Consider the following 13,221-nt stretch of genomic DNA (forward strand, 5'->3'; position numbering starts at 1 on the left):
CTCGGTGACCTGGGCGGCGAGCGCGCCGACCGCGGCGAACGCGATGCCGGCACCCGCCCACGAGACGCCGAACGCGAGCGCGCCCTCGACGGGCAGGCCGGTGCCGATGAGGCTGAGCCCGGTCAGCAGCGCCAGCACCAGCGACGTGCCGGTGGCCAGCAGCAGGGCGGCGGTCAGCGACGCGTACCTGCCGACCACGGCCGCACCGAGCAGCTCGAGGCGGCCCGCCTCCTCCTCGGCGCGGGTGTGCCGCACCACCGTGAAGATCGCGACGAGTGCGACGAGCGCGGCGCCCATCGCGCCGAGCTTGATCAGCGACACCGCGCCGAGCGAGGTCGGGTCGAACACCCGGCCGTACAGCGCGAGCGTGGCCGGGGTGTCGTTGACCGCGTTCGCGGCCCGCACCCGGGACTCGAGCGTGGTGTAGAGGTCCTGCGAGGCCGCCGACGAGCTGGCCGCCATGATCACGAACAGCAGGATCCAGATGGTCGCCATGATCCGGTCGCGGCGCAGCGCGAGCCGCAGCAGCGTGCCCGTGCCAGCGAACCCGTCCCGCTGTCCGGATGCCGGGGCGGCGACGGGCCGCTGCGCGGAGACGGTCGCGGTCATTTCGCCACCGCCGCGTGCTTGCCGTTCTCGGTGGCCATGTCGCCCTCGTAGTGGCGGAGGAACAGCTCCTCCAGCGTCGGCGGCTGGCTGGTCAGGCTGCGCACGCCGACCTGCGTCAGCCGCTTGAGCACCCCGTCCAGCTCCTTGGTGTCCACGTCGAAGCGCACCTGTGTGCCGTCGATCTTGAGGTCGTGCACGCCGGGGTGGCCTGCGAGGCCGTCCGGGGCCGCGGCCAGCTCTGCGGCGATCGACGTGCGGGTCAGGTGGCGCAGCTCGGACAGCGTGCCGGTCTCGACCGTGCGCCCCAGCCGGATGATGCTCACCCGGTCGCACAGGGACTCGACCTCGGCGAGGATGTGGCTCGACAGCAGCACCGTGCGGCCGCGGTCGCGCTCCTCGGCGATGCAGTCCTGGAAGACGGCCTCCATCAGCGGGTCGAGACCCGAGGTGGGCTCGTCGAGGATCAGCAGCTCGACGTCCGACGCGAGCGCCGCGACCAGTGCGACCTTCTGCCGGTTGCCCTTCGAGTAGGTCCTGCCCTTCTTGGTCGGGTCCAGGTCGAAGCGCTCGAGCAGGTCGGCCCTCCGTCGCGTGTCCAGGCCGCCGCGCAGGCGGCCGAGCAGGTCGATGACCTCGCCGCCGGACAGGTTCGGCCACAGCGAAACGTCACCCGGCACGTAGGCGAGGCGGCGGTGCAGCGAGGTGGCGTCCGCCCACGGGTCCCCGCCGAGCAGGCGGGTCTCGCCCGCGTCGGCACGGAGCAGGCCCAGCAGCACCCGGATGGTGGTGGACTTGCCCGATCCGTTGGGGCCGAGGAAGCCGTGTACCTCCCCGGTGCGCACCGTCAGATCGAGTCCGTCGAGCGCACGTGTCCGGCCAAAGGTCTTGACCAGGCCGGACACGGAAATTGCGGTTGTCATGCTTCGGACCGTAGTGTTGTTTCACAAAGTTGTGAAGTTAAGAAAACGTATAAACCTGATCGTGATCACACGGCCGGAGGAGAAGATGCAGAACGTGACCAGCACTCCCGAGGGCCAGCCGGGTGACGTCGACCGGTTCGTCGAACGGTTCGCCCTGACACTGGCCGACGCCGGGCTCGGACGCATGCCGTCGCGGGTGTTCGGTGCGCTGCTCGTCACCGACGATGGCAAGCTGACCGCGGGCGAGCTGGCCGACACCCTGCGGGTGAGCCCGGCCGCGATCTCGGGTGCGGTGCGTTACCTCGTGCAGGTCGGGCTGATCGTGCGCCGCCGCGATCCTGGCGAGCGACGGGATCACTACGAGGTGACCGACGACCTTTGGTACGAGGCGTACGCCCACCGGGACACGCAGATGAAGGAGTGGGCGGAGCTCATGGCCGAAGGCGTGGCCGCGGTCGGCCCGGACACGAAGGCGGGCTGGCGGCTGGAGACGAGCCGCCGGTTCTTCGAGTTCCTCCGTGAGCAGATTCCGGACCTGATGCGGAAATGGCGGGAGCTGGGGGAGCCGCCGCCCAGGTAGCGTGGCAGCCGTGACGAACACCGTGCCGCAGCTCGCTGACGAGCTTCTCCAGTTGGTCTTCCGTGCCGACCCGCTGTACGCCTCGATCCTCGGCGTCGCAGGCCACGGCCGTGAGCTGGCCGACCGGTCGCCCGCCGCCCAGGGGGCACTCCGCGAACGCGTCGAGGACGTCGCGGCCCGGATCACCGCGCTCGACCCGGCGGGGATGTCCACCGACGACGCCGTGACCAGGGCGATGGTCATCCACCACGCCGGTCAGATGGTCGACGAGATCGACACGCGCCAGATCGAGTTCACGATCAGCGACCTGTTCGTCGCGCCGGCGGCAGAGCTGATCATGACGCTGCCGATGGTGCCGCTGTCCACGGACGAGGCCCGCGAGGACTACCTCGCGCGGCTGCGTGCGGTGCCCGCGTACCTCGAGACCGTGGCCGCGAGGCATCGCGACGGCGTGGCCGCCGGGCGGGTGCCGGTCGCACGGCCGGTCCGCAACGCGATCGCGCACCTGGACCGCTTCCTGGCCGACCCCGCGAACGACCCGCTCGCCCGCCAGGAGGTGCCGGAGGACTTCGCGGCCGCGCGCGAGGAGGTGCTGGCGACGGTCGTGCGCCCCGCGTTCGCCGCGTACAAGCAGGCGCTGGCCGACGAGTTCCTTCCGCACGGCAGGCCGGACGACAAGGTCGGCGTGTGCCACCTGCCCGGCGGCGACAAGCTGTACCGCACGCTCGCCCGCATCCACACCACCACCGACCGCACCCCCGACGACCTGCACCAGACCGGCCTCGACATCATCGAGCGGCTCACCGAGGAGTATGCGGAGATCGGTTCGCGGGTGTTCGGCACCAGCGACCGCGCGGAGATCTTCGAGCGCATGACCTCCGACCCGGCCATGCGCTGGCGCGACGCGGAGGAACTGCTGTCGTCCGCTCGCGAGGCCGTGGCACGGGCGGAGGCCGAGGTGCCCGGCTGGTTCGGCAGGCTCGCCTCCCAGCAGTGCAAGATCGAACCGGTGCCGCCCGCCGACGCACCCGGCGCCCCGGCGGCGTACTACCTGTGGCCGTCGATGGACGGGCAGCGGCCGGGCATCTACTTCGCGAACACCGACCGCGCCCAGGAACGCGACCGGTTCGTGTCCGAGGTGACGGCGTTCCACGAGGCCGTGCCGGGCCACCACTTCCAGATCCAGCTCGCGCAGGAGCTCACGCACCTGCCGATGTTCCGGCGTGTGGTCAACCCGAACGCGTACGCCGAGGGCTGGGGCCTGTACACCGAGCGGCTCGCCGAGGAGATGGGCCTGTACTCGAGCGACATCTACCGGCTCGGCATGCTGGCCATGGACTCCATGCGTGCCGGGCGGCTCGTGGTCGACACCGGCATGCACGCGCTGGGCTGGAGCCGGGCCCAGGCGGTGGACTACCTGCGGGAGAACACCCCGATGGCCAACCTGGACATCGGCAACGAGATCGACCGGTACATCGCGTACCCGGGGCAGGCGCTGTCGTACATGGTGGGGCGGCTGGAGATCCAGCGCCTCCGCGGCGTCGCCGAGCAGGCGCTCGGCGAGCGCTTCGACATCCGCGCGTTCCACGACGTGGTGCTCGGCAACGGTTCGCTGCCGCTGGCGGTGCTGGCCGACGTGGTGACCGCCTGGGTGACCGGCCAGGTCAGCCGGCGCTGACGGTCTTCAGGATCTCCTGCGACACCGACGCGTCGAGCGGTTTGGGGTCGGCGGGGCCGCCCTCCAGGTCGTTCACCACGACCAGCATGGCGACGCCGCTGGGCTGCCCGTCCGACTCCAGCAGCACGCCGACCAGCGCGATTTCGCCGGATGACGCCTGGCACTCCGGCTTGGTGACGGTCTGCGTGACCTTCGCGGTCACCGTCATCGCGGTCTTGCCGCTGACCGTGGTCTCGGTCGGTGCGGGCATGTCCACCTTGGCGTCGCTGCCGTAGTACGTCGTGGCGAACGACGTCGCGAAGTCGCCAAGCGTGGCCGGGAGGTCGAGGTCCTTGCCGTCCTTGCCCTGCACGTCGCCGCTCGCCGCGAACGTGCGGACGTAGCTGCCGCCGCCGCAGTCGTAGAGGCCGTAGTCGGCGTCACCGGTGAATTCCACGTCGAGGCCGCTCTGGCGGGAGGTCGGGGCCTCCTTCCAGTCCGGCGGCACCTGGTAGGTCAGCCCGGCGTCGGCGGTGTTGTCGATGGTGAGCCAGTCGTCGTGCGTGGTGCCGCCCGTGGTGGGCGGCGCGTTCGACGTAGACGACTCCGTCGACTCCGAGGTCGGGCCGGACTCCGTCGTCGACTCCGAGGTGCTGGGGTCCTGCGGCGCCGCGGCCTGACCGTCGTCGCGGTTCACGAGCACGATGGCCACGACCGCGCCGACGATGATCACGATCGCCACGAGGCTCAGAATCATCGGCAGCTTGGACCGCTTCGGCGGCGGCGGTGGCGGATAGCCCTGGCCAGGGAAACCACCCGGTGGCGGATAACCCTGGGCCGGGAAACCGCCGGTCTGGTAGCCGGGCTGCTGGTGCTGCGCGTACGGGTCGGCCTGCGCGTACGGATCGCTGTACGGGTCGGAGCCGTACTGGTTCACGTAGGGGTCGGTGCCGTATTTGTTCGTGCCCGGGTCGGGCCCAAAGGACTGGGGGTTCCAGCCGCCCTGACCACCGTCGTTGCCCTGCCATCCGGTCACAGGCAGGACGATAGCCCGAACCCGCTGCGCTCGGGCAGATGTCCCGCCGAAACAATCCACTACCGGAACTCCTGAAAGAGTGCCCACTGTTCGAGCCATGTACCCCCTGTAGTGGGTGAACTACTCCTTTGAGTAAAGTTCCCCTTCGCCTGATCGACTCTCCTGTCACTCAGATAGGTGAGAGTTCTGAGCCAAGCGTCGTTCGGACGAAATAAGGGAGTGTCATGGTTGGTCGGTTGAAGCTGGTCCGCGCGGGAGCCGCGGTAGCGGGCGCCTCGGTGGCGTTGATGATGACGGCGGCCATCCCGGTCGGCGCCGACCCGGTCAAGGGCAAGGTGGACCCGGACAGCTACGTCCACGGTCACCACGTCAACGTGGGCAATGGCAACGAGGACGTCAATGCCAGCCTGATCAGCTTCGAGCTCTCCGACGGCACCCGGCTCCAGATGTACTGCGTCGAGATCAACACGAGCATCGACAAGAAGCACCAGATGGTCGAGCAGCCGTGGGACAAGTACCCGAACGCCGATTCGCCGTTCCACGACAACCGCGACAAGATCAACTGGGTGCTGCACAACGGCTACCCCGTTGTCGATACCGACCGGCTCACCAAGGTCCTCACCGACCAGGGCGCGACGCTGAAGAACGGGATCGACAAGAAGGAGGCCATCTCCGCGACGCAGGCCGCGGTGTGGCACTTCAGCGACGGCACGGACCTCGACGAGTCGAACCCGCTGCCGAAGGGTCCGCAGGACGCCAAGGCGGACGTGCTCGCGCTGTACGACTACCTGACCGGTGAGGCCAACGTCGGCATCGGTGACCAGCCGACCCCGGCCCTCCAGGTCGCCCCGGCCGACCTGTCCGGCGCGGCGGGCACCCGCATCGGCCCGTTCACCGTGAACACCACCGGTGACATCGAGAAGCTGACCACGAACCTGCCGGAGGGCGTCAAGATCACCGACGTCGACGGCGTCGAGTTCACCGCCGAGAAGATCAAGAACGGCGCGCAGCTGTTCCTGGACGTCCCCGAGGCGACCGAGGTCGGCGAGGGCACCTTCGAGCTGACCGCCACGGCCAGCATCGACACCGGCCGCCTGTTCGTCGGCGAGAACTACGGTGAGAAGAAGAAGACCCAGTCGCTGATCGTGGCGACCGCCGAGACGAGCGAGATCGTCGCGTCGGCGGGCGGCAACTGGACCGAGACCACGCCGCCGACCTCGTCGACCGAGGCCCCGCCGTCGTCGACCACCGAGACCGCCCCGACGACCGAGACCACCTCGTCGGCCGCCCCGGCCCCGCAGCCGAAGAACACCGGCGGCGACCTGGCCGAGACCGGTGCGTCGATCTTCGCCCCGATCATGATCGGCATCGTGCTCGTCGGTGCAGGCGTCGGCGCCCTGTTCTTCCAGCGTCACCGCAAGCGCGCCTGATCCGCGCGAACCAGGGTCCTGAAGATGGTGGTCGCTCCTTTTCCGGGAGCGGCCACCATCGGCCGTAGTAGGTTGGACCGAGTGCGTGGAAGGAGGCGGTGGTCGTGGGCATTGACTTCGACGCCATGAAGAACAGGGCGGCGGACCTCGTCGAGCAGGTCGGCAAGCCCCAGGATGTCCTCCCGCACAAGCCGAGTAGCCGGCAGTGACGACACCGCAGCCCGGCTCCCGCAAGCCGATCATCGTGACATGGCAGGGGACGAACCGGACCAGCATCGAGCAGGTCCGCCTGTTCGTGTCCGATGGCAGACTGCGCGCGTCCGGGCGGCTCATCGTCGCCTCCGGCACGCCATACAGCGCGTCCTTCGAGTTCACCGCGGCCCGCTCCGGCGACGTCGGCCGCGGCCTGTTACGCACCACCGCCGCCGACACCGAGCGGTCCATCTCCCTCGGCCGCACAGAAGACGGCATGTGGCTGATGGACGACGGCAACGGCGCGTCGGCCCGCAACGAGTTCGACGGCGCCGTCGATGTCGACGTCGCGGGCTCGGTCACCTTCACCGCGTTGCCCATCCGCCGCCTTGGCCTGCACCGCAAGCCCGCGGAGGTCGAGCTCCCCGTCCTGTACGTCTCGATGCCGGACCTGGCCGTCACGCTGGTCCGCCAGACCTACCGCACGGTCTCCATCACCGACACCGGCGCGATCATCAACTACACGGACGCCCACCGCAGCGCGGACATCGTCGTCGACAAGGACGGCCTCCCGGTCACGTACCCGGACGCGGCACAACGCCTCTGAGTTGTCCACAGCCCACCCGGTTGTCCACAGGTAACCCACAACCGCCCGTCCCTGTCACCCACACCCGGTAGACTGGCATGGCGGGCCGCCCCCGGGACTGGGTGGGGGTTTCGCAACTGTCCTGGGGCTCTGGTCAGATTTGTGACAAATTCGATTAATGCTGTCGCGCGATGGCGCTCGATGTTATTCTTAATCGTTTTTTGTCCGGCTGTGCGCGACGATGAGGTCAACGAATGACAAGACCCGAGTCAAGCATTGTTGACCCTACTGCGTTCGTTGACGGCCACACGTTCTCCTTTCAGTCGCAGCCGTACCTGCGTGACCTGTTCGAAGCGGTCGCGGGCGGCCGGCTTCCGCTGGTTCTCGTGCTGGGCGCGGGTGTTTCGATGAATGCGAGCCTGCCGTCCTGGCGGGCGCTGATAACGAAGATGACCGCCGCCATCGACGACGAGGCGCTGCGGAAGATGGCCATGCGCGACGCCTCCGATCCCATGCGCAAGGCCGAGATCATCCTGAACCTCGTGAAGCAGGGCAACGTCAACGTGCAGGACCACGAGGTGATCCGCGACGCCCTTTATCGCAAGAACGCACCCGTCGTGCCTGGTCAGCTGGCGAACTCGCTGGCGCAGCTCATCTACACGCACGGAAGTAACGTCAAGGTACTGACGACGAACTTCGACGACATCATCGAGAAGGCGTTGTACGGGTATTTCGACGAATCCCGGGTGGGCGCCTACTCGATTTCCCAGGTGGATTCCTGGCGGGCCTGGGGCGAGACCACCGGAAACATCGGCGTCATGCACCTCCACGGCCTGGTCCGGCAGGGGCAGAACCCCGAGATACCAATCATCCTGACCGAGTCCCAGTTCCTCAAGTACGGCGCCAGGGTGCGGGCCGCGATCTCCGACGCGATCGACGGTGCGTGCACGATCTTCGTCGGGCTGAGCATGTCGGACCCGAACCTGATCGGCCCGCTGTACCAGAGCGCCGGGTCCACCGCGCCGCGGTTCGCACTGGTGGTGCCGACCAAGAAGGCCGGCGCGTCCGCCGAGGAGTCCGCGCGGTACGCGATCGGTTCCGCGCGCTACCTCGAGGAGAAGCTGAATCTGCGGCCGATCTTCCTCCGGTCCTACTCGCAGCTGAACCAGGTGATCTCCGACCTCGCGCTGGCCTCGGTGGAGCCCGCCAGGTACCTGACGGACGGCGAGTCGCCCGACTCCCTGGTGTACGGCGACCGGCTCGCCCGCGCGCTCGACACGTGCTACGCGGCCATCGGGTGCGCCGAGGAGGACCGGGTGCCGATGGGCCGGGCCGGTGCGGACTTCAACGAACGTCTCTACCAGGCGTTGATCATCCCAGGAGGACCACTCGACGTCCTCAAACGGATGGGCCTGCTCTACCGGACCACGAAGCTCGGCGGACCGGACGGTGAGAACTTCGGCCTGTCGCTGTGGCTGCGGACGCGTGACCGGCAGGTGGCCAGGGAGAGTTACTCATTGTGCATGGTCGGGACATCCACCTTCACGCACCGTGAGGAATGGTCGATGCGGCGCGAGGTCCCCATCACCTCGGACACCCCGTTCGCCGCCGCGCAGGCCGTGTACCAGGGCAGCAGGCTGGTCGCGAACGTCGTCCCGTCGCCGACCTCGCAGATCTGGCGCGGAGTGGTGGCGGCCCCGGTGCTCCTGGTCGCGAGCGGCAGCGACAAGAACATCAACGGCGAACCGGCCGACATCCTGACCATTGGCGCCGTCACGCTGAACTCGACGCATCTGGTGACCGACCTCGACGACGGCGACGAGGCCGATGCCGAGGAGTTCTCCATCATCAAGAGGCTGAAGGCGATGCACTACGACGACTTGATCGCCAGCCTGCAAAAGGCGGCCGAGTTCGTGTTAAACCTTGCCTGACCGCAGTTTCTTCGCGCGTACTCTCGGTACCGGCCCGGGAACGGAGACGTAAACCCGGTCACCCACGACTCTCTTGGGTGACTGATCGATTACCGACTCGTTCTGCTCGGCCTCTGCCACGGTCACTCCCATCGCCTCGGAACCCATGTGCGCTGCTCACGTCCCTTCGCCGATGTCACCTAGCGTATTTCAATGCTACGGGCCGTGCTGACCAGTAGCAATCGCCTGTGTGTACCCGTTCGTATTCTCGACCGATCCTGTTACGGGCTTCGAGTTTATGCCGGCAGGGCGCATATCGCGGTGTCGCCTTCCATGCGCAGGACGTGACCGCCCGCCGTGCCAAGATCGCGGAGCGATTCGAATGCTTCCGGGTCCGTCAGGTCGATCGGGAATTCCTCGTGCTCCGCATTTCGTAGATCTTCCAACGCCTGCCTGCCGTCGTGGCCCGCGCGGACCGTCGCCGCCAGGCCGCCCGTCGACGCCAGTGCACCCCTGGCCGCACCCAGGCGGCCCAGCGCCTCGTCCACGGCCTCCAGCAGCGGGCCCCGGTTGCCGTCGCACATGGCCAGCACCAGTTCCGGCCTCGTGCACATCACCCTGGTGCCGTCGCGGAACGAGCCCGCGGCCAGCGACAGCGCCAGCGAGCCGCCGTCCGCGCCGGTCGACGCCAGCACCGCGGCCAGGATGTGCGGCAGGTGCGAGATCCGCGCCACCGCCGCGTCGTGTTCCCCGGTCGTCGTCGGCACCACCCGCGCGCCGCACGCCAGCGCCAGGTCGACCGCCGCCCGCCACGCGTCGTGCGGGGTGTCCTCGTCGGTGGTGACCACCCACGCGGCCTCGTCGAACAGAGACTCCGAGGCCGCGTCCCAGCCCGACGCCGACTTGCCCGCCATGGGGTGGCCGCCCGCGTAGCGCGCCTTCGGGAGGCGTCTCGCCACCGCCTCCGCGACCGGCTGCTTCACGCTCACGACGTCGGTGAGCAGGCAGTCCGGGGCGTGCTGCGCCACCTCGCGCAGCACATCGTCGATCGAGGGCAGGGGCACCGCCAGCACGATCAGCGCGTCGGTTTCGGCCGCACGTGACAGGGCCGCGGCCATCGTCGGTTCCACGCGGGAGTCCGCCACCGGCTCCAGCGTCACGCCGAACGCCTCCCAGCCGGCTCTCGTCGCCGCCTTCAGCACCGAGCCGCCGATCAGGCCGAGGCCGAGCACACACACAGGTCGCACGGATCCATCCTTCACCGAAGCGCGTCCAGTGCGAATGCGGCGTACAGCGCAACCCCGTGGGCGAATGCGGACTCGTCGAAGTGGACGCGGTTCGAGTGGTTCGGGGCCGCCTCGTCCGGGGTCACGCCCGGCGGGCACGCACCGAGGAACGCCAGCGCGCCGGGGACCTTCTGCAGCACGTAGGAGAAGTCCTCGGACGCCATCATCGGTTCGGGCATCAGCGCGCTGTTCTTCTGGCCCAGCACGGTGCTCGCCAGGTCCAGGACGCGGCCGGCCACCGCGCCGTCGTTGTTCGTCGGCGGATAGCCAGTGTTGATCTTGAACGTGGCGGTGCAGCCGTGCGCGGCCGCGATGTGTTCGCACACCTTCGGGATCTCCTCCTGCACCAACGTGCGGGCGTGGTCGGACAGCGTGCGCACGGTGCCCTCCAGTTCCGCGGTCTCCGGGATGATGTTCGACGTCGTGCCCGCCGTGATCCGGCCGACCGTGAGCACGGCGGGGTCGAAGACGCTGAACCTGCGGGTCACCATCGTCTGGAGTGCGCCGACCATCGCCGCCGCGGCCGGGACCGGGTCGATCGCGCGGTCGGGCATCGCGCCGTGGCCACCCTTGCCGGTGACCGTCACCGTGTACGCGTCGGCGCTCGCCATCATCGGCCCGGGACGGCACATCACCACGCCCGACTGCGCCGTCGACGTGATGTGCAGCGCGAACGCCTGCTCCACCGGCCGCCCACCCGCCTCGAGCACGCCCTCCTCCAACATGTACCGCGCGCCGTGCTGGCCCTCCTCGCCGGGCTGGAACATCAACACGACCTTGCCCGCCAGCGCGTCCCGCCTGCTGTTCAGCAGCCGGGCGGCCGACACGAGCATCGCCGTGTGCGTGTCGTGGCCGCACGCGTGCATCGTGCCGTCGGTCTCCGACGCGAACGCCAGGCCGCTGTCCTCCCGCAGCGGCAGCGCGTCCATGTCGCCGCGCAGCAGCACCGTCGGCCCCGGGCGGTCGCCGTTCAGCACCGCCGTCACCGAGGTGCACGCCTCGCCGGTGCTGATGTGCAGCCCGAGGCCATCGAGCGCGTGCAGCACCGCGGCCTGCGTCTTCGGCAGGTCGAGTCCCTCCTCCGGGTGCTTGTGCAGCTGCCTCCGCAGCGACACCGTCCTCGGTTGCAGTGCACGGGCGGCGTCGAACAGGCCGGTGAACCTCGGGTCGTCGGACAGCGATGCGGTCTTCATCCCTTGATGATCGCGCAACACTCCGGCTACTGCTTCTTCCTGCGGCCCAACTTGAGGCATACCGTGTCCCCCATGTCCGAGCAGGACCCGGTGACGGGCTTCGCGATCGCCGTTGTTCGCGAAGAAGGCAAGTGGCGGTGCGCGGCCATGGAGAGCTCGGCGTTGTCCGAGCTCGACGCGGCCATCACCGAGCTGCGCAAGATCAGGTCGACCGGGGCCGTGTTCGGCCTGCTCGACGTGGACGACCAGTTCTTCCTCATCCTGCGACCTGGCCCGGGCGGCGTGCAGCTGCTGCTGTCCGACTCGGCCGCGGCGCTCGACTACGACATCGCCGCGGACGCGCTGGACCTGCTGCGCGTGGAACCGCCCGCCGACTACGACGACGACGAGATCTGGCCCGAGGGCACGCTCGACCTCCTCGCCGACATCGGCATGCCCGCCCCCGAGCTGCAGGTGATCGTCGGCGAGGTGCACCTCTACCCCGACGAGCAACTGCAGATGATCGCGCAGCGCTGCGGCTTCGCCGACGAGTTCAGCCAGCTCCTCGACACCATGGACAGCATCGCCCAGTGAGCCCGGCGACCAAAGCCACCGACGAGGACCTGGTCCGCGCCGCGCTCGAGGTGGCGAAGCGTGCCCGCGCGACCGGCGACGTGCCGATCGGCGCGCTGGTGCTCGCCCCCGACGGCACGGAGCTGGCCACCGCCTGCAACGCCCGCGAGGCACTCGGCGACCCCACCGCGCACGCCGAGGTCCTGGCCCTGCGTGAGGCAGCCACCCGCCACGGCGATGGCTGGCGCCTCACCGGCTGCACGCTCGTCGTCACGGTCGAGCCGTGCACGATGTGCGCGGGCGCGCTCGTACTCGCCCGCGTGGCCCGCGTCGTGTTCGGCGCGTGGGAGCCGCGGACGGGCGCGGCCGGGTCCTTGTGGGACGTGGTGCGTGACCGCAGGCTGACACACCGCCCGGAGGTGGTGGGCGGGGTGCTGGCCGACGAGTGCGCCGCGCTGCTCGACGAGTTCTTCGCCACCCACCGCCCCGGCTAGTGCCCCGTCCAGGCTGACACGCCGCCTGGACGGGGCACTGGTCAGCCGGGCCAGTCGACGGAGGTCACGGTGCTGGTCTCCCAGTCCCGGCGCAGGGTCGCGTAGCCGACGGAGTCGTATAAGCGGTCGGGCCCTGGCCAGGCGTCCCGGTAGTGGGCCTCCTTGGCGTAGCCGGCCTTGCTGAAGATCCGCCGCATGGCGTGGTTGTCCTGGCGAGTGGTCCCTTCGATCCGGTTGGTCGCGTAGTTGGTGAAGACGTGCGAGGTCAGCCACCGCACGGCGGTGGCCCCGACGCCACGTCCGCGTGCCGACGCACGCACGCGTAAGTCGAACAGCGGAGTCCCGTCGTCGAGGTCCAGTAACCGGACGAGCCCGAGCCGATCGGGTCCGTCGGCGATCCAGAAGGCATCGTCGTACGCCCCGCCGGCGACCCGGGCACGCACGGCGTCGCCGTCGGGCTTCGGCTCGGTGTGGAACGGCCACTCCTCGGCGGTCAGGAAGCCGACGACCTCGTCGGCCTCCTGCCGCTGGACCCTGGTGAACTCCATGCCGGCGAAGTTAGCAACGAGCACCGACAAAAGCCGGTGGGTTTCCGGTCACCCCATCGGGTGAACCACGACGGACGCGGCACCTGACGGCGCCGGTCAGGTCAGTGCCAGGCTGGCGAATGAAAGTACACGATAGACATCAACCGAGCGCCGGAGAACCACGAGTTAGTCATACTCCAATGCCTCGTAGGCCGACCGTCGATCTCGATGTCGTCGGCATTCACCGCG

General features: G+C 69.1%; 12 protein-coding genes and 1 pseudogene. 7 read left to right on the forward strand and 6 right to left on the reverse strand.

The window, feature by feature from the left end:
- Window positions 1-609, reverse strand: a pseudogene (locus tag WBA97_RS23030) (ABC transporter permease); the annotation flags it as partial.
- Window positions 606-1,529 (reverse strand): ATP-binding cassette domain-containing protein, encoded by a 924-nt coding sequence (locus WBA97_RS23035; protein ID WP_424232971.1) that lies wholly within the window; start codon window positions 1,527-1,529, stop codon window positions 606-608. The pseudogene WBA97_RS23030 and the gene WBA97_RS23035, both read right to left, overlap by 4 nt.
- A 61-nt stretch (window positions 1,530-1,590) precedes the next feature.
- Between WBA97_RS23035 and WBA97_RS23040 the strand changes: the two genes are divergently transcribed.
- On the forward strand, window positions 1,591-2,109 hold the full coding sequence (locus WBA97_RS23040) for a GbsR/MarR family transcriptional regulator (RefSeq protein WP_424232972.1): 519 nt from the start codon (window positions 1,591-1,593) through the stop codon (window positions 2,107-2,109).
- Window positions 2,110-2,119: 10 nt separating this feature from the next.
- Entirely contained in the window at window positions 2,120-3,787 is a 1,668-nt protein-coding gene (locus tag WBA97_RS23045; RefSeq protein WP_424232973.1) for a DUF885 domain-containing protein, read from the forward strand.
- Here the strand turns inward: WBA97_RS23045 and WBA97_RS23050 are convergent.
- Window positions 3,774-4,802, reverse strand: a complete 1,029-nt coding sequence (locus tag WBA97_RS23050) for a hypothetical protein (RefSeq protein ID WP_424232974.1) — start codon at window positions 4,800-4,802, stop codon at window positions 3,774-3,776. The genes WBA97_RS23045 and WBA97_RS23050 overlap by 14 nt on opposite strands.
- Window positions 4,803-5,026: 224 nt before the next feature.
- Here WBA97_RS23050 and WBA97_RS23055 point away from each other — a divergent pair, with 224 nt between their 5' ends.
- From WBA97_RS23055 to WBA97_RS23065, 3 genes are all read left to right on the forward strand, one after another.
- Entirely contained in the window at window positions 5,027-6,232 is a 1,206-nt protein-coding gene (locus tag WBA97_RS23055) for a Cys-Gln thioester bond-forming surface protein (protein ID WP_424232975.1), read from the forward strand.
- A 205-nt stretch (window positions 6,233-6,437) separates the two neighbouring features.
- Window positions 6,438-7,031 (forward strand): putative glycolipid-binding domain-containing protein, encoded by a 594-nt coding sequence (locus tag WBA97_RS23060; RefSeq protein ID WP_424232976.1) that lies wholly within the window; start codon window positions 6,438-6,440, stop codon window positions 7,029-7,031.
- A 386-nt stretch (window positions 7,032-7,417) separates the two neighbouring features.
- Entirely contained in the window at window positions 7,418-8,941 is a 1,524-nt protein-coding gene (locus WBA97_RS23065) for an SIR2 family protein (RefSeq protein WP_424232977.1), read from the forward strand.
- Window positions 8,942-9,216: 275 nt separating this feature from the next.
- Here WBA97_RS23065 and WBA97_RS23070 read toward each other — a convergent pair whose 3' ends face one another.
- Both WBA97_RS23070 and WBA97_RS23075 read right to left on the reverse strand, forming a co-directional pair.
- Complete coding sequence (locus WBA97_RS23070; protein ID WP_424232978.1) at window positions 9,217-10,167, reverse strand: prephenate dehydrogenase; 951 nt, start codon at window positions 10,165-10,167, stop codon at window positions 9,217-9,219.
- A gap of 11 nt (window positions 10,168-10,178) precedes the next feature.
- On the reverse strand, window positions 10,179-11,399 hold the full coding sequence (locus tag WBA97_RS23075) for a M20 metallopeptidase family protein (RefSeq protein ID WP_424232979.1): 1,221 nt from the start codon (window positions 11,397-11,399) through the stop codon (window positions 10,179-10,181).
- A 72-nt stretch (window positions 11,400-11,471) separates the two neighbouring features.
- Here WBA97_RS23075 and WBA97_RS23080 point away from each other — a divergent pair, with 72 nt between their 5' ends.
- Both WBA97_RS23080 and WBA97_RS23085 read left to right on the forward strand, forming a co-directional pair.
- Window positions 11,472-11,972 (forward strand): tRNA adenosine deaminase-associated protein, encoded by a 501-nt coding sequence (locus WBA97_RS23080; protein ID WP_424232980.1) that lies wholly within the window; start codon window positions 11,472-11,474, stop codon window positions 11,970-11,972.
- Window positions 11,969-12,445 carry a nucleoside deaminase gene (locus tag WBA97_RS23085; protein WP_424232981.1) on the forward strand — a complete coding sequence of 159 codons (477 nt, stop codon included), beginning with the start codon at window positions 11,969-11,971 and terminating at the stop codon, window positions 12,443-12,445. Before WBA97_RS23080 ends, WBA97_RS23085 begins: the two co-directional genes overlap by 4 nt.
- A 41-nt stretch (window positions 12,446-12,486) precedes the next feature.
- Here WBA97_RS23085 and WBA97_RS23090 read toward each other — a convergent pair whose 3' ends face one another.
- Entirely contained in the window at window positions 12,487-12,993 is a 507-nt protein-coding gene (locus WBA97_RS23090) for a GNAT family N-acetyltransferase (RefSeq protein WP_424232982.1), read from the reverse strand.
- Window positions 12,994-13,221 lie beyond the last annotated feature (228 nt).

It is taken from the genome of Actinophytocola sp. (assembly GCF_049647105.1).
Classification (GTDB): domain Bacteria; phylum Actinomycetota; class Actinomycetes; order Mycobacteriales; family Pseudonocardiaceae; genus Actinophytocola.

Coding starts and splice junctions, on each gene's coding strand:
- WBA97_RS23090 (WP_424232982.1), bottom strand. CDS start 12,993: ATGGAGTTCACCAGGGTCCAGCGGCAGGAGGCCGACGAGGTCGTCGGC.
- WBA97_RS23035 (WP_424232971.1), bottom strand. CDS start 1,529: ATGACAACCGCAATTTCCGTGTCCGGCCTGGTCAAGACCTTTGGCCGG.
- WBA97_RS23075 (WP_424232979.1), bottom strand. CDS start 11,399: ATGAAGACCGCATCGCTGTCCGACGACCCGAGGTTCACCGGCCTGTTC.
- WBA97_RS23055 (WP_424232975.1), top strand. CDS start 5,027: ATGGTTGGTCGGTTGAAGCTGGTCCGCGCGGGAGCCGCGGTAGCGGGC.
- WBA97_RS23080 (WP_424232980.1), top strand. CDS start 11,472: ATGTCCGAGCAGGACCCGGTGACGGGCTTCGCGATCGCCGTTGTTCGC.
- WBA97_RS23065 (WP_424232977.1), top strand. CDS start 7,418: ATGAATGCGAGCCTGCCGTCCTGGCGGGCGCTGATAACGAAGATGACC.